The following is a 23445-nucleotide window of genomic DNA, read 5'->3' as shown; positions in this document are numbered from 1 at the left end:
CCCGCCGTACCGCTGATACAAACGCGTCGCATCGCTCGCCTGGCAGTTGCCAGGTAGCGCAGGGAGCAGTCATGAACAAAGCTTTTAGTATCGTCTGGAGCTTTACCCGCAACAGCTTCGTGGTTGCCGATGAACATGCCAACCTGCATGGCAAGCGCAGTGGCGGCGCACTCAAGCTCGCAGGTGTAGCCCTTGCCCTGACGACAGCTGGAGCAGCGCAGGCCGTCCCGGGTATTTGCGGGGCTGGCAACAACACCATCAGCGGCAACGAATCCTACAGTTGTTATCTGTACGGCAATGACAGCCTGACAGTGAGTAAATCCGGCAGCATCACCACAGCCAATGAGTCAGCCGTTTTCAGCGATTTCGGTTTCGGCAGCATCAGCAATGCCGGGATCATCCGCAATACCAGCGGCACCTATTACCTGGACGGTTCCGGCATTTATCTACAAGCCAGCGGCAGCAGCATCAGCAACCTGGCAGGCGCCACCATCGAAGGCTCCTTCGCCGGCATTACCCTGGATGGTCTGGCGCAAACGGTGACGCTCGACAGCCTCGGCAATGCCGGCACCATCACCGGGGGTATCGGTGTTCTGGCGACCGGAGCTGTGGACATCAGCACCATCGTCAACAGCGGCACCATCAGCGGCATCGGTACTGATGGTGTCGGCATCGGTATTGATACTGGCACGACCATCGACTCAATCAACAACAGCGGCACCATCAATGGCACCCTGGCGGGGATTCAGGTCTATGACAGCGCCATCGGTGCCATCACCAACAGTGGCACCATCTCGGGCACAGACTTCTCGATTGCAGATCAGGCCGGCAGTGGGATGGCCATTGATATTACCGGCCAGAAGGCACGCCTGGTGGGCGACGTCAGAGCCCAGTACAGCACCCTCACTCTCAAGTCTGGCGCAGTGTTCAGCACCGAGAGCGCGGTCGACGTCGACCGCTTTGTGATCGAGAACGGTGCCACTCTGAAGATGGGCACGGGCCTCAGCACATCTGGCACGATGGACGACGGCATCGTTGTCTTCAGCGGCCTTAGCAACGCGGGCACCCTTGGCCTGGCAGCGGGCGTCACCGGCACCATTTATGGCGACTACAACCAGGCCAGCAGCGGCGCCTTGAAGATTGGCGTGGCGGATGACAGCACCTACGGCAAGCTGGTGGTAGACGGCACCGCTACCTTGCTCGGCAATGCCAAGATCATGGTGGACGTCAGCAATCCCGGCTACTCCTTCACGGCCAGCACACTCGACGATGTACTCAGCGCCAACGACCTGATCAGCGACGGTACCTTTGCCGTCAGCGACAACTCCCTGCTTTTCGACTTCGGCGCGGTCAAGGACGGTAATACCGTCGACCTGACACTGGCCAAGGCCGAGACTGCCGGCGTGCTGGACAGCGTCATCAATACCGGCAACAACCCGGCACAAGAAGCAGCCCAGGTGCTCGACAAGGCACTAGCCGAAGATCCGACTGGTGAGCTGGCGTCCAACTTCATCGGTCTGACCAGCGAGCAGGAGGTCTCCAACGCAGTCACCTCTACCCTGCCCACTGTCGCCGGCAGCGCCAGCAATGCCACCAACAGCACATTGGCCGGTATCAACCGGGTGATTCAGGCCCATCAGGACAGCAATCGCGGCCTGTCTTCGGGTGACGCCCTGAGCAACGGCAATCTCTGGATCAAGACCTTCGGCTCCTGGGCCGAGCAACATGAACGTAGCGGTATCTCTGGCTACGACGCCGACACCAAGGGCCTGGCTATCGGTGCCGATACGGCCGTTTCCCAAACCACCCGGCTTGGCCTGGCATTCGCTTACGCACAGACCGACCTGGACAGCGACTCACCGATTGCCCCGCAAAGCGCCCAGATCGATACCTTCCAGCTGATAGGCTACGGCAGTTACGCCCTGAGTGCCGATACCGAGCTGAACTTCCAGCTGGATGCCGGGCAGAACCGCAACGAAAGCAAGCGCCACATGCCTTTCGCAGATGCCACTGCCCACGCCGACTACAACGGCTACAACGTCCATGCCGGCATTGGCATCGGTCACAACATGCACCTGTCCGAACAGCTGACCTTCGTGCCTTCGGCCCGCGCGGACTACACGTGGATAGGCACCGATTCGTATCATGAGAAAGGTGCTGGCGCTCTTGATCTGGACGTAGACAGCAACGACACCGAAGAGCTGCTGCTCAGCATCGACGGAAAACTCAACTACGCCTTGAGCGAAGCCACCCTGCTCAGTGCCAACCTCGGCGCCGGCTACGACGTGATCGACGAGAACGGCGCAATCACGTCCACCTACGCTGGCGCCCCCGGTGCCGCCTTCAGAACCCAAGGGCTGGACCTGGAGCCCTGGCTAGCCCGCGCCGGACTGGGTCTGACCCACACCCTGAGCGGAGGCACCGAAGTCAGCCTGCGGTACGATGCAGAGGCGCGTAGCGACTTCACCAACCAGGGTGCCTCAGTGAAAGCACGCTGGGCCTTCTGAGCCCCGTGTCGCGACACCAAGGCCACGCTCAATGCCGTGGTCTTCGGGTGTTGGCGCTCAGCACGGATGAGCAAGATGAAACGACGGCGCGCGACACCCCGCTCCATCTGCAAACAGCTCGGTCAGCTGAGGTAGATATGCATCCATGCGCCTGAGCCCCCTATTCCTGCTGGCAGGAACATTACTGCTGGCAGCCTGCACCTCCTTTCCCAGCCCGGGCGAGCGGCGTCAGCAAGCATCCACGCTCGCGCACCAGCAGAACTGGCAGGCGCTGCAACTGCAGGGCGGTGTCTTTCGCCTGCAGGCCTTTGCGCCTCAGACCAGAGGTGATGAGCTGACGATCTATCTGGAGGGTGATGGCTTTGCCTGGATCAACGCTCGCCAACCCTCCAGTGACCCGACCCCTCTCGACCCGATTGCCCTGCGCCTGGCATTGGCACAACCCCGAGGCAACGCTGCCTATCTGGGCCGCCCATGCCAGTATCTGGATGCCTCTCGCCCACCCTGCCAAAGACGCTACTGGACTGACGCCCGCTTCGCCGAAGAAGTGGTACAGAGTCTTGATCAGGCTGTTGAGCAACTGAAAGACCGAGCTGGCGCTCGGCGCCTGGTGCTCATCGGCTACTCGGGCGGTGGAGCCCTGACATTGCTCCTCGCGGCGCGGCGTGACGATGTGAAGCGCATCGTCACGATTGCCGGCAACCTCGATCATGCCGCCTGGACCCATCACCATCGAATCTCCGCCCTGAACGGTTCACTGGACACTGCGCCCCTGCGTGCGCGGTTGGCGAATATTGAACAGTTTCACCTGGTAGGAGATGAAGATCGCATTATCCCCCCCCGATTAACCGAAGCGTTCCTGGCGGGCTACCCTCCCGGCCACCGCGCGCAGCGCAAGGTAGTACCTGGCTATGATCATCGCTGCTGCTGGGCACAAGGCTGGCCTGCCCTTTGGGAGCATATCGAGGCCTGGCAACCGGGCTCACAGGATTTCTAAACGACGATAGCAACGCCATTTGCCGATCTGCCCACCGAAGCGCGCGCCAGGGCCATGGCTGCTATGCGCCACGCTGACTAGAGTCAGGACTCGCCTCTCATTCATGACATCCCAAGTGCGAGCCCCATGAGCCAAGCCGATCTGATTTCGCCCTTCCGCTTCCTGGCCCACCTGCCGCAGCACCTGCCGCGAGTGCCGCGCATGCTGCGCGGCCTTTACTACGCCGGCATTCGCAACCGCGAGAAGAACCTGTCGCTGGCCTGGGCCCTGCAGCGCGCTGCCGAACGCCACCCCGAGCGTCCGGCACTGATGGATGAAAACCGCCAGCTCAGCTATCACGCGTTCAACGCCTGGGCCAATCGCCTGGCCTGGACGTTCAAGGCCGAGGGGGTCCGGCATGGCGACGTGGTCGCAGTGATGCTGGAGAACCGCCTGGAACTGCTGGCGATCCTCGCCGCGTTGAGCAAACTCGGTGCGGTCGGCGCACTGATCAACACCACTCAGCGCGGCAAGGTGCTGGCGCACAGCTTCAACCTGGTCAGGCCCGGCTTCCTGGTGATAGGTGACGAACTGCACGGCGTCTTCGACGAAATAGCCGACCAGCTGCATGCCCCATGCACTCGCCGCTACTGGATCGCTGACCGGGACTGCCTGAGCGATGCCGGCCAGGCACCGGACGGCTGGCTCAACCTCATGCAACTGGCCGCCGCCCAGGCCGAGGACAACCCGCCGGACAGCCTGCGCGTGCGCATGAAGGACGCCTGCTTTCTGATCTACACCTCCGGCACCACCGGCCTGCCCAAGGCCTCGATCATGAGCCACGGCAAGTGGATCAAGGCCTATGGCGGCTTCGGCCACTCAGGCCTGACCCTGAGCGAGCGCGACGTGCTCTACCTGACCCTGCCCTGCTACCACAACAATGCCGTCACCGTATGCTGGAGCGCAGCGCTGGCCGGCGGTGCGGCCATCGCCCTGCGCCGCAGGTTTTCCGCCAGCGCCTTCTGGAGCGACGTGGCGCGCTACCAGGCTACCTGCTTCGGCTACATCGGCGAACTGTGCCGCTACCTGCTCAACCAGCCCGTGCACCCGGCGGAACAGGACAACAGCCTGCGCTGCATGATCGGCAACGGCCTGCGCCCGTCGATCTGGAGCGACTTCAAGCAGCGCTTCGGCGTCGAGCAGATCACCGAGTTCTATGCCTCCAGCGAAGGCAACATCGGCTTCACCAACGTCTTCAACTTCGACAACACCGTCGGCTACACCCCCGCTACCTACGCCATCGTCCGCTACGACCTGGAGAATGATCGGCCGATCCGTGGCAACAAGGGTTTTCTGCAGAAGGCCGACAAGGGCGAAGCCGGCCTGCTGATCAGCGAGATCAGCGCCAAATGGCCGTTCGATGGCTACACCGATCCGGCCAAGAGCGAGGCCGCGATCCTGCGCGACGTGTTCAAGAAGGGCGACGCCTGGTTCAACACCGGCGACCTGATGCGTGACATCGGCTGCAAGCACGCGCAGTTCGTCGACCGCCTCGGCGACACCTTCCGCTGGAAGGGCGAAAACGTTTCAACGACCGAGGTGGAGAACGTGCTCGGCGCTTTCCCAGGCGTGGAGGATGCAGTGGTTTACGGCGTGGAGATTCCCGGCACCAACGGCCGCTGCGGCATGGCAGCGCTGCGCCTGGCACAAGGCTTTGAGCTCGATGGTGCGGCGCTGGGCGCCCACCTCGACGCACAATTGCCAGCCTACGCGGTGCCACTGTTCGTGCGCTTGCTCGGCGAAGTGGAGACCACCGGCACCTTCAAGTACAAGAAAGCGGATCTGAAACAGGCCGGCTACGATCCGCGCCAGGTCGACGGCCCGCTGTTTGTACGCCTGCCGAGTTCGACGAGCTTCGAGCCGCTGGATGATGAGCTGCATGCGGCCATCGCACGGCAGGTCTATCGCTTCTGAGCGCAACCTACGCCCGACAAGTCTCGCCAGCAGGAGACCGCCAGCTCTGTAAATGCCTGCTGTCCAGGCGATGCCAGTGCACGGCATCGCTCAGCTGTTCGGCAAGCAACCAGATATCACCAGTGCGAATCAGCATCTGTCGGGGTAACGCCAGCAGTGTCTCCATCGCGACCAACTGCACCTGTTGCTCGACACCACTGACATGCAGGCCGGCAGCATCGAACGCCTCGAAGCATGGCATCGCAGCCATAGGCTGGGGGGCGTGGCGCAGCGTGTGATCCTGAGTATCCAGCAGCAGCAGGTGCCACTGTACGGTCTCTTCGCCGATCACTCGACGACTCAACGCCAGATAACGGCCGTCCGCCGACCAGACCATCGAGGGGGCGAGATCCGCCACGCCGCAACCGGAGGCGGTCAGGACGCACGCCCCGCCTGGCAGCGCATTGCCTTCGCGCACGTAGCTGTCGAGTCCGAACAGCCAGGCAGCATCCCCTGCGCCAGGCGCAGCGAGCAGGTAATCACCCTGAGCACTGGCAGGCACAGGGCGCCATTGCAGACGCCAGTTGGGCAACAAACGCAACGACCAGGGATCGACCGCAATCTGCGTGATGCGATGATGCAAGCGGCCAAGCGCAACGAAGGCATCGGCCTGCTCCGCCGCCGGCGCCAGCGCCTCGAGATGCGGCAAGGGGCCGGTACCCATGGCACTGGCCCGCCTGCCGACTATCTGCTGCAGACGAATGACACCGTCCTCGAACGCCTCTAGCCTGGCGATCAGCAGCGGCTCATCGAGCCTCAGCAGGCGACGCGCCAGCACATCAGCCACGACCAGTTGATGAGGAATGGCGGGCGCCTCGGCAAAAGCGATCAAGGCCAGATAGCGCCCGCAGTCGGAAATGCGGTGATCGAGACACCACAGCCCCGGCAACTGCCAGGCACCGATATGGCAGGCAAAGGCATGGCGGCGGCCATCACGGCTCTTGCGCAGCAGGGTCAGGCAGGGTTGCGCGTCGTCCGACATCGACGCTGGCTGCAGCGATACAGTGCCAGCCCGCGCCCCTTCCAACTCGCTGCACAGTGTCAGACTCACAGATCGCTCAGCTTGCGGCCCATGCATCAGTGCATCGTAAAAGAGACGCCCGCCCTCCAGGCGCACGGGTGCGCCCCACTCCAGCAAGGGCTCGTCGACGAGCGACTGCCAGGGCTCTTCCAGCGGGCGCCAGCCGGAGGCTGATCGCCAAAGCCAGGAGGTGGTTTCTTCTACGGACTGGCTCTCGGCACGCGCGAAACAGACTAGCGACTGACCGTCATCGCTCCACAACACCGAGGCACCCTGTTCGAGCAACAGTCCGGTGGGCTGGTCATCCAACCAGAGACCAAAACCTGGCGCGCCTTGGCCGTCCACTGCGCTGAACGGCTCGCCACGAAGCATGTGACTGCCCCGCGGCGCATTGAAGATCAAGTGGCCGCTGTCGTCGATCTGGCCTTGGCAACGGTGCCCAGGCGTCGGCGTGCTGACAACGACAGGCGGCTCGGTTGGCGCAGGTGAAGCAGCCGTTGCTCGGGCGATGGGGCGCGACCACTGATCGACTCCAGCCTGAAGCTGCTCACTCACCCGCCCATCAATGGCCCAGGCAAAGCCAGCTATGGTTCTGGCCAGCCAGGCGGTGCCATATTGGGGCAGGTAATCCGAACGGGAAGTCGGCTCCCAATCTACTTTTCTGCCATGAGATGACAGGGTGTGACAGTATCTGAAGTCTTTGCTGGTGAGGCCCAGAAACTGCATCCAGAAAAAAAGATGCACACCGCTAAACAGCAGAACGAACAGCCCGACGAAAAAGCCGAGGACACCAGAAACCTCTCCCCAAAGATTAAAACTGAAGCCCAGAATCAGGCTCATCAGCGGTAGCGGAAAGTGCTTGTAGAGTCCGCGATGACCCGTAATGGCAACGACACCCAAAGCTATGATCGCCGCCTGAATCAGACCCAGTACCTGCTGCCATTGCAGGAGAATCCCCAGAGCAAGCGGAACGCCAAAGCTCGCCAAGGCGGCGACAATTGTCAACGCCGCAGGGCTGTCGTACTCATCGGTATTGGCAGACATTCGGCACTCCTTTGCCAGTGATTCAGTGTGCAGGCCGCGATCATAACGGCACAGCCCCCACGCGGACTTGCGCCAACCCGCAATCCCGTTCATTCATGACCGCCAGGTACGGCAGTCGAGTCGGCTCGACTTACTGCTTGAACTCGAACTGCAGCTCAGCGCCTTCGATGGAGTCCCAGTAGTCGTCGACCCGTTCGTTGCTGATCAGCCGGCCACTGATCTGGAACGGGCTCTGGACTTCGGGTTTCTCGCCAAACAGCGGTGGCAGCACCGGTGAGAGATCCTCACGCGTTTCACTTTCCAGCGCCTGCTCGAACAGCTCCTGCGGCACGCTCAGATCCAGCACCAGTTTCGACTCGGGCTCTGCCGGCTTGGGCTGTGGCGCTGCAGCAGGCTTGGGCTTGGCGGCGACGGGTGGTTTGGCGGGTGTAGCCACCGGTTTGGCCTCGACCGGCTCTGGCTTGGCAGCAGGCACCTTGGCCGGCGTCGCAACCACTGCAGGCTCTGGCTCGGGCTGCTGCGCAACAGGCTCGGGCTCACGCTCACAGGCGCTCAGCCAACCCAGGCACAGCAATAGAACAATGGACTTACGCATCATGGGACAAGATCAACTCGATCAGTAACGCGCCCATGCTCCTCCGCATGGGCGCGCCTGACAAGCCGACTTACACGACTTTTACTTCGGTGCCTGCGCGGCCAGGTGTGCGAGTTCGGCTTCGATATCCAGCTGCGGATAGTCGGCCTTCAACTGCTCCAACAGGCGCTGCGCCTCGTCCTGCTCGCCCGCCTTGCGCAGCTCCAGCAGACGCAGCAGCGCCTCGCGCGGCTCGCTCTGGACCACCAGCTCGGCCATGGGCGCCAGCGCAGCGCTGCTGGCCATCGGTGCCTCAGCCCTATCGGCAGCAGGCGCCTGGCGTGCCATGGCCTGGCTTCTCATGCGTTCCTGCGGGGCCGCCACAGGCGCAACCGCCTCCTGCTCTGGCGCACGTTTGGCCGCCATCGGCGCCGGCGCGGCCGGGCTCATCGCAACGCTGGGCGGTACCGCATCGAAGGCATCCGGCGTCTGCTCCAGCGTGCGCCAGGTCAGGCTGACACCGATCCCCACGCAGGCCAGCCCAGCCACGGCCACCGACCAGCGCTGACGGCCACTACCGAACAGCCACTGGTGCAGGCGCTGCGCCCAGCCGGATTCAGCCTCGTTGGGCTGATGCGCTTCTCGGGCAGCCGCACTGGCCGCCGCCAGGATACGTGCATCCAGCTCGGCCGAGGGCTCGCCGCTGCCATGGGCACGGAAATGCGCCAGCAGCGCCTGTTCGCGGTCCAGAGGTTCTCGTTCATGGGTCATGCGGACAACTCCTCGGTGGCCAGCAGCCGGCGCAATTTCTGCAGGGCATAGCGCAGACGGCTCTTGACCGTCTCGGCCGGCGTGCGGGTCAACTCGGCAATCTCGTTCAGTTCCAGGTCGCCATGGGCGCGCAGCAGGAACACTTCGCGCTGATCTTCCGGCAGGTCGGCCAACGCCGCCTGTAGCCGCTCACTGTCGCGACTCAGGCTCCACTGCTGCTCAGGGCCGGGCTGTGGATCGGCCTGGGCGTGCTGGCCCTCATCGTATTCGTCGTGTCCGGCCTGATGGCGGCCCGTCTTGCGCCAGTGGTCGATCAGGCGGTTGCGGGCGATCTGGTACAACCAGGTCTTGAACAGCACCGCCTCGCGCTGCTCGCTCTGACTGCGCACCAGGCTCATCCAGGTGTCCTGGAACACTTCCTCGGCCAGGGCGTGATCGCCACACAGGCCAAGCAGAAAGCGGAACAGGCCAAGACGATGGCGCTGGTAGAGCAGGTTGAAAGCGGCGGCATCGCCGCGGCGGTAACGCCGCAATAAAGCGGCGTCGTCATCCGTGAGAGGTGCGTTCACTGCTGAGCTCGTGCAGGGGTTGAAGCCGAAGTGTGCAGGCTCTGGGCGATTTCGGCCAGTTGGATGAACTCGCCACGCAGGCCGAAGCGATCCTCGCCCTTGGCCGAGCGCGCCAGCGCGATGCTCTGCGCCAGATCGAAAGCGCCGGTGTAGCGCCCGTCCTTGAGCTGCTGGGCGAATGCAGCCACCGCTGCGGCAAAGCGCAGATCCTCGCTGGCAGTCGCGACCGGCTTGGCCTCGGCACTGGCGATGGGGCGCTCCAGCAGACGGCTGGCCGCCTCGCCTGGAGCCTTGTAGCGAATCCGCAGCCAGGCCAACTCGCCGCTCTTGCTCGCGGGCTGGACAGCAGCCTGATAGCGCAAGGGCTCCAGCCAGCCTTTGGCGCCCGCCGGGACGATCTCGTAGAGCGCGGTGACGGTATGCCCGGCGCCGATATCACCGGCGTCGACCTTGTCATTACTGAAGTCCTCGCGCTTGAGCGCCCGGTTCTCGTAGCCCAGCAGACGATACTCACTGATCTCGCTCGGATTGAACTCCAGTTGCAGCTTCACGTCGCTGGCCACCGTGGCGAGGGTGGAAGCGAGCTGATCCACCAGCACCTTGCGCGCTTCGCGCAAATTATCGATATAGGCGTAATTGCCGTTGCCGGCGTCGGCCAACTGCTCCATCAGGCGCTCGTTGTAGTTGTCCACGCCAAAGCCAAGGGTGGTCAGCGAGACGCCTGTCTTGCGCTTGTCGGCCGCCAGTTGCTTGAGGCTGTCGAAGTCGCTGATGCCCACATTGAAGTCGCCATCGGTGGCCAGCAGGATGCGGTTGATGCCGCCATCGATCAGGTGCTTGCTCGCCTGCTGGTAGGCCAGCTGGATACCCGACTCCCCTGCCGTCGAACCGCCAGCGCTCAATTGATCGATGGCGGCGCGGATCCTCGCCTTGTCGCTGCCGGGCGTGGAGTCCAGCACCACCTGGCTGTCGCCGGCATAGGTGACCAACGAGACGCGATCCTGCGGGCGAAGCTGATCGACCAGCAGCTTCAACGTGCCCTGCACCATCGGCAGGCCTTCGCGGCGATGCATGGAGCCGGACACGTCGACGAGGAATACCAGATTGGCCGGCGGCAGTTCCTCGACACTGCGATCCGACGCCTTGATGGCAATGCGCAGCAGGCGCGTCTGCGGGTTCCACGGCGTCACCGCCAGTTCGGTGCTGACACCGAAGGGCGCGTCGCCCTGAGGCAGCGGATAGGTGTAAGGGAAGTAGTTGACCAGCTCCTCCAGGCGCACGGCATCCTTCGGTGGCAGTTGCCCGCCATTGAGGAAGCGCCGCACGTTGGCGTAGCTGCCGGTATCGACATCGATGCTGAAGGTGGACACCGGCGTCTCGGCGACAGCGAACACCGGATTATCGGCATAGGCCTGGTACTGCTCGCGCGATTCGTCACGGTAGCCCGGCGGCAGGACATCGGCGCGGGGAGACGGTGCGTAGGCCAGAGTCGCCAGGCGTTTGTGGCTGGCCTCGGCCGGCATCTCGGCCACGGCGGTCGCAGCCAGGCGCTCACGCACCAGCGGTGACGCTGGAGCCGGGCTGGCCTGGGCTTCCGGCTCCGGGCCAGAGGCGCTGCACGCGGCGAGCAGCAGCAAGGCGCTGGCCGAAAAACCGACGGCGAACGGACGAACGAGCAACGCGGAACAAGCGGACATGGTGCACCTCCTGAGCAATGGCACGAGACCTTCGCTCAGGTAGACGCAGCCCCTCGATGAAACGGGTTAACCCAGGACGTACTTTCTCAGCCCTCCCAGGAACCGCCCGCCTCCTGGCACAGCTGCGTGGCCAGCATGCCGAGGGTCATCAGCGCCCTCTCCGCCTCACGGTTCCACGGAATGCCGCAGTTGAGCCGCACGCAATGATTGAACTGCTCGGTGTTGCTGAAGATCAGCCCCGGCGCGATCGAGATGCCCTGCTGCAGCGCGCGCACGTGCAGATCCTTGGTATTGACCCGCGCCGGCAGGCTGACCCAGAGGATGAAGCCGCCCTTGGGCCGGGTCATCTGCGTGCCGATCGGGAAATACTGCTGCACCGCCAGTTGGAAGGCATTGAGGTTCTTGCGATATTCCTGACGGATATGCCGCAGATGACGGTCGTACCCCCCATTTTCCAGATAAGCCGCTACCGCCATCTGGGTGACGCTGCACGCCGAATGGGTGGAAAAGGTCTGCAGTCGCTGGATCTCGTCCTGATACTTGCCAGCGACGATCCAGCCAATGCGCACACCCGGCGACAGCGTCTTGGAGAAGCTCGAGCAATAGATCACCCGGCTGTCGCGATCATGTGACTTCAGCGCCTTGGTCGGCCCCTGCTCGAACATCAGCTCGCCATAGATATCGTCCTCGACGATCTGGAAATCGTAATCGCCAGCCAGGCGCAACAACTGACGCTGACGCTCCTCGGGAATAGTGCCGCCCAGCGGGTTGGACAACCGCGCAGTCAGCACCAGCGCCTTGATCGGCCACTGGTTGGCCGCCAGTTGCAGCGCTTCGAGACTGATGCCGGTGGTCGGGTCACAGGGAATCTCGATGACCTTGAGGCCGAGCAAGTCGGCCAGTTGCAGCAGGCCGTAATAGGTTGGCGACTCCACCGCGATCAGGTCGCCCGGTTTGGTCAGCACACGCAGGCTCATCTGCAGCGCATCGACGCAACCGTGGGTGATCACCACCTCGGACGGATCGACCACCACGCCGGCATCGCGCATGCGGATCGCCACCTGGCGGCGCAGCGGCTCGAAGCCGGGACTGAACATGTAGCTGAACGCGCGCGGGCTGTGAAAACGGGTGACCTTGGCCAACTGCTGGTGCAGCGCACGCACCGGCAGGTAATCGACATGCGGCACCGCGGCGCCCAGCGGGAACACGCCCTCACGACGTGACTCGGTGAGCACCTGATTGATGATGCTGGCGCGGGTGACCAGGCCTGGCCGCTCCACCTTGGCGATATCCGGCGTCGGCGCGGTCAGCGCTGGCGTCTGGTGGACGTAGAAGCCGGATTGCGGGCGTGCACGGATCAGCCCCTGATCCTCGAGGTTGGCGTACGCCTGCAGAACCGTGGCATGGCTGACATTGAGCTGCGCACTCATCTTGCGCACCGAAGGCACGCGCTCGCCGGGCTGGTAGACACCGCGACGAATATCTTCGGCCAACTGCTGGGCGATACGTTGATAGAGCAGCAGATTGGTCATGGCGATATCCTCCGGATCACTGGAGCATAACAGTAACCTATTGCTACACAATTGTACCGGCACAGATGCTATCTGTTTTTCCGATACGCCATGACGTGCCGAGATAACACGGCGCAATCGCCATTTTCAGCGCACAAAAAACCCCGGACGCTGCCGGGGTCTCGTCAGACTCGGCGCCAGGCATTCAACGCGCGGCGCCTAGCTGGCCTCGCTCGTCGGAGAAGACGATCTCCACCCGCCGATTCTGCGCCCGGCCACGTGCCGAAGCGTTTTCCGCAACAGGGAAGTCGACGCCGTAACCGGCCACCTGAATACGCTTGGCATCCACGCCCAGGTCCACCAGCAGATCGGCTACAGCCTGTGCGCGTGCGCGCGACAGCTCGAGATTCTCGGCAGCATCGCCGGTATTGTCGGTGTAGCCCTCGATCCGCACGCGGCGCTGCGGATTGATCTGCAGGAACTGCACGAGCTTGAGCACCGTGCGGTTGGCTGCCGGTTGCAGCTCGGCACGACCCGCGTCGAACAGCATGTCGCCCAGGGTCATCACCAGGCCGCGCTCGCTCTCGCTGGTGGCGAGGCTGACCATCTGCTCCTCCAGCCAGCCGTTGTGCTGCTGCACGCTCATCAGCTTGGCCTCGCGCAACGTCAGTTGCAGGCGCTGGCGCTCCAGCTCGAGCTTGGCTGCGCGCTCCTGATTGAGGCTGATATCGCTGTGCTGCCTGGCGATCGCGGCATAGCGCTGGCTGAGGTAAGCGTAATGACGCACATCATCGCCACTGCCCCAGTAACTGGACAGACGCTCGGCACGGGCCAGCGATTCGCCTGCGCGAATCACGTCCTTGGGTGCCGCGCGCAACACGCTGGGATCTTCCTTGACCGACTGGAAGCTGAGGCGCGCCTCTTCCAGGGCCTGCTCACTCGCCAACTCGCCGGAGGCACAGCCACTCAGCAGCGTACCGACCAGCATCAGAGCGCTCAGATGAGCAAAAGCCTTCATCACATGGCTCCCAGTTGCTGGCGCAGACGGCCGATGCGCTGATTGAGCTCGGTCAGCTGTTCGCGTCCCTTGCCATTGAGGTACTCGGCTTCGGCCAGACGCGCATCCAGCTCGGCCTGCTCGGCCAGCAGCCGCGCCTGCTTGTTTTCACCGTCCTGCGTGGCCACCTGGGCCTGCGCAAACTTGTCTTCAGCCTGGCGCAGTGACTCGGACTGCTCGCTGACTACCCCCAGGGATCTGGTCTGCGCCAGCGCCTGTTCGGTCAGCCGCATCTGCTCGGTGGGAGCTGGATCGCTTGCGCAGGCGGTCAGGCCCAGCGCCAGCAGCAAGGGAAGGGTTCGATTGATCACGAAAATTTCCTACTGAGTGACGTCGCCAACCGGATCGGGCTGCATCTGCTGCGCCTTCCACAGTTCCAGATTGCTTTGCAGGAGCTGCTCAGGCAGTCCGGCGGCGACCATTTCTGTCATTTTTCGCGCCAGCTGGCCGCGTAGCCAGGGCTCGTTGCACGCCGAATTGTGCGACAGGGTAAGGTAGAGGCCTTCGCTGGAAATCGGCGGGTCCAGCACCTCCAGATCATCGTCCATACCCAGCGTCTCGGCGAGCGCCAAGCCGGGGTAGCGCTCGTAGAGCACGTAGTCGGTGCGACCCAGCAGCAACTTCTGGAACGCCTGGGTCAAGCTGGAGACGCCCTCGAGCTTCAGGTTCTGCTTGGCGAAGGTATCGAATTGCTGGCCAAAACTGTTGCCCACCAGGGTATCGCCGGTATGCCCCTGCAAGTCGATCCAGCTGCCATAGGGAAATGCTTCGCCCTTGCGCACCCAGACCACGCTGGGCGTGAAGAAGAATGCCGGGTGTACGTAATCCATGCTCTCCAGACGCGGCAGCGTCAAGAACGCCCCGGCCAGCAGATCGACACGGCCGGTACGCACTTCATCCTGCGCGCGCGACCAGGGTCCGGTGTAGATCACGTCAACCACCAAGCCGAGTTCTTTTGCCAGCTGTTTGAGCAGATCGGCATTGGCACCGATCAACTGCTGCGGGTTCTGCGGATCACGCCAGAGATAGGGAGGATATTCCGGGTTACCGGTCGCCACCAGGCGCTCGCATTTACCGGCGGCCAGGGCCGCAGTCGGCATGGCGACCAGGGCACACCACAGCAACAGCGACTTAAACAGACAACGCTCAGGCATTGGCTACTCTCGGTTTATGCGTTGATGGGCAGGATGAGCTTGGCACCCCGGCATCCTCAGTGTTCATGCTAGCTTAGTGTGCCGCCGGAATAATTCGCGATAAGGACGCGCCATGAAAAAATTGCTGCTCGCTTTGCTGCTACTGCTTCTCGTCGCCTCGGCAACGCTGTATTTCTTTCCCGCCACTCAGTTGACCAGCCTGCGCCTGATAGAACAACAACGCGCCGGGCTCAGTCATGAGCAGCTGTCTGTCGGCGATCTTAACATCCATTACTATCAGGGAGGACCAGCGAGTGGCGAAACCCTGGTGTTGCTCCACGGTTTCGCTGCCGACAAGGATAACTGGCTGCGTTTTTCTCGCCACCTGACCCAGGACTATCGCGTCATTGCTCTGGACCTGCCCGGCTTCGGCGACAGCGACCTGCCCCCGGGCAGCTACGATGTCGGCACCCAGACCGAACGCCTGGCGAATATTCTCGATGCCATGGGCATCGAGCAGGCTCATGTGCTGGGCAATTCGATGGGCGGACACATCGCCGCACTCTTCGCGGCCCGTTACCCGGATCGCGTCCACTCGCTGGCGCTATTGGCCAACGCAGGAATCGACAGCCCGCACAAGAGCGAGCTGTATCGACTGCTGACCCGTGGCGCGCCCAATCCACTGGTGGTCAAGCAGCCGCAGGACTTCGACAATCTGCTGCACTTCATCTTCGTCGAGCCACCCTATCTGCCCGAGTCGCTCAAGCGATATCTGGGCGAGCGCTCCATGGCCAAGGCTGCGCACCATGAACGGGTATTCAAGCAACTGGTGGAGCGCCCCGTCCCATTGGAGCCCGAACTGGCGAAAATCCAGGCGCCCACTCTGCTGCTCTGGGGCAGGCAGGACCGGGTGCTGGACGTATCCAGTATCGAGGTCATGCAACCGCTGCTGCGCGAACCCAGCGTGGTGATCATGGAGAACGTCGGTCACGCGCCGATGCTCGAACGCCCCGACGAAAGCGCCCTGCTCTACCGGCAGTTTCTGGAAGGCCTGAAGTGATGATTGCGCACTGATGCGCAGGCAATAAAAAACCCGCTCACCAGAGCGGGTTTTTCGTTGCAGGAAAAGCGGCTTAGACCGACTTCTCCAGCTCCGGTACGGCTTCGAACAGGTCGGCGACCAGACCGTAGTCGGCAACCTGGAAGATCGGCGCCTCTTCGTCCTTGTTGATCGCAACGATCACCTTGGAGTCCTTCATGCCGGCCAGGTGCTGGATCGCGCCGGAGATACCGACGGCGATGTACAGCTGCGGCGCAACGATCTTGCCGGTCTGGCCGACCTGCATGTCGTTCGGCACGAAGCCGGCGTCGACAGCAGCGCGGGAAGCGCCGACGGCAGCGCCCAGCTTGTCGGCCAGGGCGTACAGGTGCTTGAAGTTGTCGCCGTTGCCCATGCCACGGCCGCCGGAAACGACGATCTTGGCAGCGGTCAGTTCCGGACGGTCGGACTTGGCCAGCTCTTCGCCCACGAAGGCGGACTTGCCGGCATCGGCCGGGCCGGATACGGCTTCAACAGCGGCAGAACCGCCTTCGGCAGCAGCGGCATCGAAACCGGTGCTACGCACGGTGATCACCTTGATGGCAGCCGAGGACTGCACGGTCGCGATGGCGTTACCGGCGTAGATCGGACGCTTGAAGGTGTCGGCGCTTTCGACGGCGATGATCTCGGAGATCTGATCGACGTCCAGGGCAGCGGCGACGCGCGGCAGGATGTTCTTGCCGTTGCTGGTGGCGGCAGCCAGGATGTGGCTGTAGCTTTTGCCCAGCTCGGCTACCAGCGGAGCGACGTTCTCCGGCAGTTGGTTGGCATAGGCCGCGTTGTCGGCAACCAGGACCTTGGCCACGCCGGCGATCTTGGCAGCAGCTTCGGCAGCAGCGCCAGCGTTGGCACCGGCTACCAGAACGTGAATGTCGCCACCGATCTTCTGCGCAGCAGCAACGGTGTTGAGGGTCGCGGCAGCCAGAGCGGCATTGGTGTGTTCAGCGATAACCAGGATAGTCATTTAGATTACCTTCGCCTCGTTCTTCAGTTTCTCGACCAGTTCAGCCACGGACTTGACCTTGATGCCAGCGCTGCGAGCAGCCGGCGCTTCGACTTTCAGGGTCTTGACGGTGGAGGCGGTGGAAACGCCCAGCGCGTCCGGGGTAACGGTTTCCAGCGGCTTCTTCTTGGCCTTCATGATGTTCGGCAGCGACGCATAGCGCGGCTCGTTCAGGCGCAGGTCGGTGGTGACGATCGCCGGCAGGTTCAGCGCAACGGTCTGCAGACCGCCATCGATCTCACGGGTGACGTTGACCTTGTCGCCAGAAACTTCGACCTTGGAGGCGAAGGTGCCCTGGCCGAAGCCAGTCAGGGCGCCCAGCATCTGGCCGGTCTGGTTGTTGTCGCTGTCGATGGCCTGCTTGCCCATGATCACCAGCTGCGGCTGCTCCTTGTCGACCACTGCCTTGAGCAGCTTGGCCACGGCCAGGGAGTTCAGCTCGTCATTGGACTCGACCAGGATGGCACGGTCGGCACCGAGAGCCAGCGCGGTGCGCAGTTGCTCCTGGGCGGTAGCCGGGCCAATGGAGACGACGACGATTTCGCTCGCCACGCCTTTCTCCTTCAGGCGCACGGCTTCTTCCACGGCGATTTCGCAGAAGGGGTTCATGGACATCTTGACGTTGGCGAGGTCGACGCCGCTGTTGTCCGCCTTGACGCGAACCTTGACGTTGTAGTCAACCACTCGTTTGACAGCTACAAGAACCTTCATGGATTCCTCGTTACTCTCCGGTGAATAAGAATGTCGCCAAGGCGAGCCTGGCCGGTGATGCAAAATCGGCCGCAACCAACCTTTCAGCTCAGACGGCGAGCGCAAAACCGCCCGTATCTTGACCCCGCGGCCTGGCCTGGTCAATACAGCGAACTGGCCGGTCATCCGCGATGTAGTAGGATTCTAACAGGCCTACAGAAAATTCAAACAAACGTTTGTATTGGCCCGTCGAGAGGGTGTAGATATAATGCCCACGCCGTGCTTAGGGAGCGAGCCGCGCCCTCCAACATAAAATATCGAAGAGCCTTGAGTAGGAGATAGCCTGTGGAACGCGAATTTATGGAGTTCGACGTCGTCATCGTCGGCGCCGGCCCGTCCGGACTGTCCGCCGCCTGCCGACTGAAGCAGAAAGCCGCTGAAGCGGGTCAGGAGATCAGCGTCTGCGTGGTCGAGAAAGGCTCCGAAGTTGGCGCTCACATCCTCTCCGGTGCGGTGTTCGAACCGCGCGCCTTGAACGAGCTCTTCCCCGACTGGAAAGAGCTCGGCGCCCCGCTGAACACCCCGGTCAAGCGCGATGACATCTACCTGCTGCGCGACGCTGACAAGGCTACCCGAATTCCTGACTTCTTTGTGCCGAAAACCATGCACAACGAAGGCAATTACATCATTTCCCTGGGCAACCTGTGCCGCTGGCTGGCCCAGCAGGCCGAGAACCTGGGCGTCGAAATCTACCCGGGCTTCGCCGCCCAGGAAGCGCTGATCGACGAGAACGGCGTGGTGCGCGGCATCGTCACCGGTGATCTGGGTGTCGACCGTGAAGGCAACCCCAAGGAAGGCTACTACACCCCTGGCATGGAACTGCGTGCCAAGTACACCCTGTTCGCCGAAGGCTGCCGTGGCCATATCGGCAAGCAGTTGATCAAGCAATACAACCTCGACAGCGAAGCCGACGCCCAGCACTACGGCATCGGCATCAAGGAAATCTGGGACATCGACCCAGCCAAGCATGAGCAAGGCCTGGTGGTGCACACCGCCGGCTGGCCGATGGACATCATGGGCACCGAGAACACCGGCGGCTCCTTCCTCTATCACCTGGAGAACAACCAGGTGGTAGTCGGTCTGATCATCGACCTGTCCTATTCCAACCCGCATCTGTCGCCGTTCGACGAGTTCCAGCGCTACAAGCACCACCCGGTGATTGCCCAGTATCTGGAAGGCGGCAAGCGCGTTGCCTACGGCGCACGCGCCATCAGCAAGGGTGGCCTGAATTCACTGCCGAAGATGGTCTTCCCGGGCGGCGCCCTGATCGGCTGCGACCTCGGCACCCTGAACTTCGCCAAGATCAAGGGCAGCCACACCGCGATGAAGTCCGGCATGCTCGCTGCCGACGCCATCGCCGAAGCCCTGGCAGCCGGGCGCGAAGGTGGCGACGAGCTGAGCAACTATGTCGATGGTTTCAAGGCCAGCTGGCTGTACGACGAACTGTTCCGCAGCCGCAACTTCGGCGCGGCCATCCACAAATACGGCGCCATCGTCGGCGGCGGCATCAACTGGCTGGACCAGAACATCTTCGGCGGCAAAGCGCCCTTCACCCTGCACGACAACAAGCCGGATTACGCCTGCCTGAAGCCTGCAGCCGAGTGCGCGAAGATCGCCTACCCGAAACCGGACGGCAAACTGAGCTTCGACAAACTGAGCTCGGTGTTCCTCTCCAACACCAACCACGAAGAAGAGCAGCCCTGCCACCTGAAGCTCACCGACCCGAGCATTCCGCTGGCGAAGAACCTGCCGCTGTACGACGAACCGGCGCAGCGTTACTGCCCGGCCGGCGTGTACGAAGTGGTGACGCAGGAGGACGGCGAGAAGAAGTTCCAGATCAACGCGCAGAACTGCGTGCACTGCAAGACCTGCGACATCAAGGACCCGGCCCAGAACATCACCTGGGTCGCGCCGGAAGGTACCGGTGGCCCGAATTACCCCAACATGTAATTCGCGCCACGCATGAAAAAGGCTCCTTCGGGAGCCTTTTTCGTTTGCGTCGAATCCGTAGGAGCGAGCTCTGCTCGCGAAGGTTTCAAGAGCTCGCCCCCACAGGCATTCAGTCCTGATAGATCATCTTGCGGCTCATGCCACCGTCGATGACGAACTCCTGCCCGGTGACGAAACCGGCCGCATCGGAGAGCAGCCAGGCGACCTGCGCCGCGACATCTTCCACGGTACCGACACGACCGACCGGATGTTGCGCATGATCGAATACCGACAGCGGTTCCAGGCGCTGCTGCGACGGGTCGCGGGAGTCGATCCAGCCTGGACTGACGCAATTGACGCGCACCTCCGGCCCCAGGCTGATCGACAACGCGTGGGTGAGCGCGACAAGACCGCCCTTGCTCGCGGCATAGGCCTCGCAGTCGGCCTCGGACTGGCTGGCGCGCGTCGAGGCGATATTGACGATGGCGCCGCGATGCCCACGCAGGTACGGCGCACAATGCTTGGCCAGCAGCATGGCGCCGGTCAGGTTGACCGCCAGCATGCGATTCCAGCGCTTGAGATCGAGCGACTCCACAGAGGGGGCGTGCGGATCGGAGATAGCGGCATTACACACCAGCGCATCGAGGCGACCGAACTGGCCGAGCACCTCGGCGACGCCGACGCTGACCTGATCTTCCTTGGCCACATCCATGGCCACGAACCAGGCGTTATCACCCAATGCGCGCGCCACCCTGGAGCCACGCTCGCGGTCGACGTCGGCCAGCACCACCTGCCAACCCTCGGTGATCAGCCAGGCACTGATGCCCAGGCCGATGCCACGCGCGGCACCCGTGACCAGGGCTACACGCCCGTTGTTGGGCGTGTCATTCGTCCCCCACTCCAACATGCTCAGAGCGCAGCCAGGCCGCGCGCCAGGTCAGCCTTGAGGTCTTCCAGCGCTTCCAGGCCCACGGCGACGCGGATCAGGTTGTCGCGAATACCGGCATTGGCGCGCTCCTGTGGAGTCAGGCGGCCATGCGAAGTGGTAGCCGGATGGGCGACGGTGGTCTTGGTATCGCCGAGGTTGGTGGTGATGGAGATGACGCGTGTGGCATCGATCACCTTCCAGGCGGCATCACGGCCGCCCTTGACCTCGAAACTGACCACAGCACCGAAGGCGCTCTGCTGCCTTTTCGCCAGCTCATGCTGCGGATGGCTGGGCAGCCCCGCGTAATGCACGCGCTCGACCTGCGGCTGCTGCTCGAGCCACAGCGCCAGTTGCAGGGCGCTCTCGCTCTGCGCCTGCATGCGGATGCGAAGGGTTTCCAGGCCCTTGACGAACATCCAGGCATTGAACGGACTGAGGGTGGGCCCTGCGGTACGCAGGAAACCGACCACTTCCTTCATCTGCTCGCTACGCCCCGCCACCACACCGCCCAGGCCACGGCCCTGGCCGTCGATGTACTTGGTCGCCGAGTGCATGACGATGTCGGCGCCGAGCTTCAGCGGCTGTTGCAGCGCCGGCGTGCAGAAGCAGTTGTCCACCGCCAGCAGCGCGCCGCGCGCATGGGCGATTTCGGCAAGCGCGGCGATATCCACCAGTTCGGCCAGCGGGTTGGATGGCGACTCGACGAACAACAACTTGGTATTGGCTTTGAACGCGCCCTGCCAGGCATCGAGATCGGCCAGCGGCACGTAATCGACCTCGATGCCGAAGCGCTTGAGGTACTTCTCGAACAGGCTGATGGTGGAGCCGAACACACTGCGCGACACCAGCACATGGTCACCGCCACTGCACAGGCTCATGACGATGGCGAGGATCGCCGACATGCCGGAGGCAGTGGCAACTGCCTGCTCGGCGCCTTCCAGCGCGGCGATGCGCTCCTCGAAGGTGCGCACGGTGGGGTTGGTATAACGCGAATAGACGTTGCCCGGCACCTCACCAGCAAAGCGCGCGGCGGCATCGGCAGCGGTACGGAACACGTAACTGGATGTCAGATACAACGCTTCGCCATGCTCGCCCTCGGGCGAACGGTGCTGACCAGCGCGCACCGCCAGGGTGTCGAAGCCCACGCCGTCGAGATCGCTATCGAGCCTGCCGGCATCCCATTCCTGTGTCATATCGCTACCTCACGCAATGTAGCCCGGATGCAATCCGGGAAATCCTTTGTGATATCCCCCGGATTGCATCCGGGCCACGGACCGGGCAGAACCGCTGCCCTGCCCGCTCGAATCAGTTGTTATACAGATCGATGATCGCGCTGACGGCCTGCGACTTGACCTTGCTGGCATCGTTGCGCGCCTGCTCGATCTTGTCCAGGTAGGCTTCGTCGACGTCGCCGGTGACGTACTTGCCGTCGAACACCGCGCAGTCGAAGTTGTCGATCTTGATCTTCTTGCTGCCACTGACCGCCTCGATCAGGTCCGGCAGATCCTGGTAGATCAGCCAGTCGGCACCGATCAGCTCACAGACCTCTTCAGTGGTCCGACCGTGCGCGATCAGCTCATGAGCGCTGGGCATGTCGATGCCGTAGACGTTCGGGTAACGTACCGCCGGGGCTGCCGAGCAGAAGTAGACGTTCTTCGCACCGGCCTCGCGGGCCATCTGAATGATCTGCTTGCAGGTGGTGCCACGGACGATGGAGTCGTCCACCAGCATCACGTTCTTGCCGCGGAACTCCAGTTCGATGGCATTGAGCTTCTGCCGTACGGATTTCTTGCGTGCCGCCTGGCCGGGCATGATGAAGGTGCGGCCGATGTAGCGGTTCTTGACGAAACCTTCGCGGAACTTCACGCCCAGGTGATTGGCCAGCTCCAGCGCCGCAGTGCGGCTGGTGTCGGGAATCGGGATGACCACGTCGATGTCATGATCCGGACGCTCGCGGAGAATCTTGTCGGCCAGCTTCTCGCCCATGCGCAGACGCGCCTTGTACACCGAGATACCGTCCATGATCGAATCCGGGCGCGCCAGGTAAACGTGCTCGAAGATGCAGGGCGCGTACTGCGGGTTGGCCGCGCACTGACGGGTGAACAGCTTGCCCTCTTCGGTGATGTACACCGCCTCGCCCGGCGCCAGGTCGCGAATCAGGGTAAAGCCGAGTACGTCCAGCGATACGCTCTCGGACGCGATCATGTACTCGACGCCTTCATCGGTATGGCGCTGGCCGAAGACGATCGGGCGAATACCGTTGGGATCACGGAAGCCGACGATGCCATAGCCGGTGATCATCGCCACGACGGCGTAACCGCCCAGGCAGCGCTCGTGCACGTGGGTAACGGCAGCGAACACGTCTTCTTCGGTCGGCTGCAGCTTGCCGCGCTGGGCCAGCTCATGGGCGAACACGTTGAGCAGCACTTCCGAATCGGAATTGGTGTTCACGTGACGCAGATCGGACTCGTAGATTTCCTTGGCCAACTGCTCGACGTTGGTCAGGTTGCCGTTGTGCGCCAGGGTGATGCCATAAGGCGAGTTGACGTAGAACGGCTGAGCTTCGGCCGAGCTGGAGCTGCCAGCAGTCGGGTAGCGCACATGGCCGATGCCCATATGGCCGACCAGGCGCTGCATGTGGCGCTGCTGGAACACGTCACGCACCAGGCCGTTGTCCTTGCGCAGGAACAGGCGGCCATCATGGCTAGTGACAATACCGGCAGCATCCTGGCCGCGGTGCTGGAGGACGGTGAGCCCGTCATACAGCGCCTGATTGACGTTCGATTTACCGACGATACCGACGATGCCACACATGTGCCACGACCCCTGCTAGATAGTTCAGGCTAATTCAGCGACCGGCGCA

At 62.9% G+C, this 23445-nt stretch carries 19 protein-coding genes; 5 read left to right on the top strand and 14 right to left on the bottom strand.

The window, feature by feature from the left end:
- Positions 1–71 precede the first annotated feature (71 nt).
- The 3 genes from ACN0X6_RS19910 to ACN0X6_RS19900 all read left to right on the top strand — a co-directional run bounded on the left by ACN0X6_RS19910 (position 72) and on the right by ACN0X6_RS19900 (position 5457).
- Positions 72–2507 carry an autotransporter domain-containing protein gene (locus tag ACN0X6_RS19910; RefSeq protein WP_417706626.1) on the top strand — a complete coding sequence of 812 codons (2436 nt, stop codon included), beginning with the start codon at positions 72–74 and terminating at the stop codon, positions 2505–2507.
- Positions 2508–2652: 145 nt separating this feature from the next.
- The gene (locus ACN0X6_RS19905; protein ID WP_417706624.1) at positions 2653–3504 is read left to right on the top strand and encodes an alpha/beta hydrolase; all 852 of its coding nucleotides are present in this window, start codon (positions 2653–2655) and stop codon (positions 3502–3504) included.
- Between the two features lie 126 nt (positions 3505–3630).
- A complete protein-coding gene (locus ACN0X6_RS19900) occupies positions 3631–5457 on the top strand; it encodes a long-chain-acyl-CoA synthetase (RefSeq protein WP_417706622.1) in 1827 nt (608 codons plus the stop codon).
- A 7-nt stretch (positions 5458–5464) separates the two neighbouring features.
- On the opposite strand, the gene ACN0X6_RS19895 is transcribed toward ACN0X6_RS19900, so the two are convergent.
- The 9 genes from ACN0X6_RS19895 to ACN0X6_RS19855 form a co-directional block, all read right to left on the bottom strand.
- Complete coding sequence (locus ACN0X6_RS19895) at positions 5465–7654, bottom strand: hypothetical protein (RefSeq protein ID WP_417706620.1); 2190 nt, start codon at positions 7652–7654, stop codon at positions 5465–5467.
- Positions 7655–7691: 37 nt separating this feature from the next.
- Positions 7692–8159: a hypothetical protein gene (locus ACN0X6_RS19890; RefSeq protein ID WP_417706618.1), complete on the bottom strand. Its 468-nt coding sequence runs from the start codon at positions 8157–8159 to the stop codon at positions 7692–7694.
- Positions 8160–8237: 78 nt separating this feature from the next.
- Positions 8238–8906 carry a hypothetical protein gene (locus ACN0X6_RS19885; RefSeq protein WP_417706616.1) on the bottom strand — a complete coding sequence of 223 codons (669 nt, stop codon included), beginning with the start codon at positions 8904–8906 and terminating at the stop codon, positions 8238–8240.
- On the bottom strand, positions 8903–9475 hold the full coding sequence (locus tag ACN0X6_RS19880) for an RNA polymerase sigma factor (RefSeq protein ID WP_417706614.1): 573 nt from the start codon (positions 9473–9475) through the stop codon (positions 8903–8905). Before ACN0X6_RS19880 ends, ACN0X6_RS19885 begins: the two co-directional genes overlap by 4 nt.
- The gene (locus tag ACN0X6_RS19875) at positions 9472–11172 is read right to left on the bottom strand and encodes a vWA domain-containing protein (protein WP_417706612.1); all 1701 of its coding nucleotides are present in this window, start codon (positions 11170–11172) and stop codon (positions 9472–9474) included. The genes ACN0X6_RS19880 and ACN0X6_RS19875 overlap by 4 nt, the downstream gene beginning before the upstream one ends.
- 86 nt (positions 11173–11258) lie before the next feature.
- Positions 11259–12704, bottom strand: a complete 1446-nt coding sequence (locus ACN0X6_RS19870; protein WP_074674926.1) for a PLP-dependent aminotransferase family protein — start codon at positions 12702–12704, stop codon at positions 11259–11261.
- Between the two features lie 184 nt (positions 12705–12888).
- Positions 12889–13701, bottom strand: coding sequence for an OmpA family protein (locus ACN0X6_RS19865; RefSeq protein WP_417706610.1), 813 nt, complete (start codon positions 13699–13701; stop codon positions 12889–12891).
- Positions 13701–14051, bottom strand: a complete 351-nt coding sequence (locus ACN0X6_RS19860; RefSeq protein ID WP_417706608.1) for a DUF4398 domain-containing protein — start codon at positions 14049–14051, stop codon at positions 13701–13703. Before ACN0X6_RS19860 ends, ACN0X6_RS19865 begins: the two co-directional genes overlap by 1 nt.
- 9 nt (positions 14052–14060) lie before the next feature.
- Entirely contained in the window at positions 14061–14894 is an 834-nt protein-coding gene (locus ACN0X6_RS19855) for a substrate-binding periplasmic protein (RefSeq protein ID WP_417706606.1), read from the bottom strand.
- 112 nt (positions 14895–15006) lie between these two features.
- Between ACN0X6_RS19855 and ACN0X6_RS19850 the strand changes: the two genes are divergently transcribed.
- Positions 15007–15933 (top strand): alpha/beta fold hydrolase, encoded by a 927-nt coding sequence (locus tag ACN0X6_RS19850; protein WP_417706604.1) that lies wholly within the window; start codon positions 15007–15009, stop codon positions 15931–15933.
- Between the two features lie 73 nt (positions 15934–16006).
- On the opposite strand, the gene ACN0X6_RS19845 is transcribed toward ACN0X6_RS19850, so the two are convergent.
- Both ACN0X6_RS19845 and ACN0X6_RS19840 read right to left on the bottom strand, forming a co-directional pair.
- The gene (locus ACN0X6_RS19845; RefSeq protein WP_160016646.1) at positions 16007–16936 is read right to left on the bottom strand and encodes an electron transfer flavoprotein subunit alpha/FixB family protein; all 930 of its coding nucleotides are present in this window, start codon (positions 16934–16936) and stop codon (positions 16007–16009) included.
- Positions 16937–17686, bottom strand: coding sequence for an electron transfer flavoprotein subunit beta/FixA family protein (locus ACN0X6_RS19840; RefSeq protein ID WP_160016648.1), 750 nt, complete (start codon positions 17684–17686; stop codon positions 16937–16939).
- Between the two features lie 324 nt (positions 17687–18010).
- Between ACN0X6_RS19840 and ACN0X6_RS19835 the strand changes: the two genes are divergently transcribed.
- Entirely contained in the window at positions 18011–19675 is a 1665-nt protein-coding gene (locus ACN0X6_RS19835) for an electron transfer flavoprotein-ubiquinone oxidoreductase (protein ID WP_417706602.1), read from the top strand.
- 109 nt (positions 19676–19784) lie between these two features.
- Here ACN0X6_RS19835 and ACN0X6_RS19830 read toward each other — a convergent pair whose 3' ends face one another.
- The 3 genes from ACN0X6_RS19830 to purF form a co-directional block, all read right to left on the bottom strand.
- Positions 19785–20561: an SDR family oxidoreductase gene (locus tag ACN0X6_RS19830; RefSeq protein ID WP_417706600.1), complete on the bottom strand. Its 777-nt coding sequence runs from the start codon at positions 20559–20561 to the stop codon at positions 19785–19787.
- Between the two features lie 2 nt (positions 20562–20563).
- Positions 20564–21775: an O-succinylhomoserine sulfhydrylase gene (locus ACN0X6_RS19825; protein ID WP_417706598.1), complete on the bottom strand. Its 1212-nt coding sequence runs from the start codon at positions 21773–21775 to the stop codon at positions 20564–20566.
- A gap of 112 nt (positions 21776–21887) precedes the next feature.
- A complete protein-coding gene (gene purF / locus ACN0X6_RS19820) occupies positions 21888–23396 on the bottom strand; it encodes an amidophosphoribosyltransferase (RefSeq protein WP_160016653.1) in 1509 nt (502 codons plus the stop codon).
- Between the last annotated feature and the right edge of the window lie 49 nt (positions 23397–23445).

The organism is Pseudomonas sp. (assembly GCF_048269965.1).
In the GTDB taxonomy this organism is placed as follows: Bacteria; Pseudomonadota; Gammaproteobacteria; order Pseudomonadales; family Pseudomonadaceae; genus Aquipseudomonas.
Note: the sequence above shows the minus strand (reverse complement) of the source record. Positions and strands in the feature narration are given on the sequence as shown.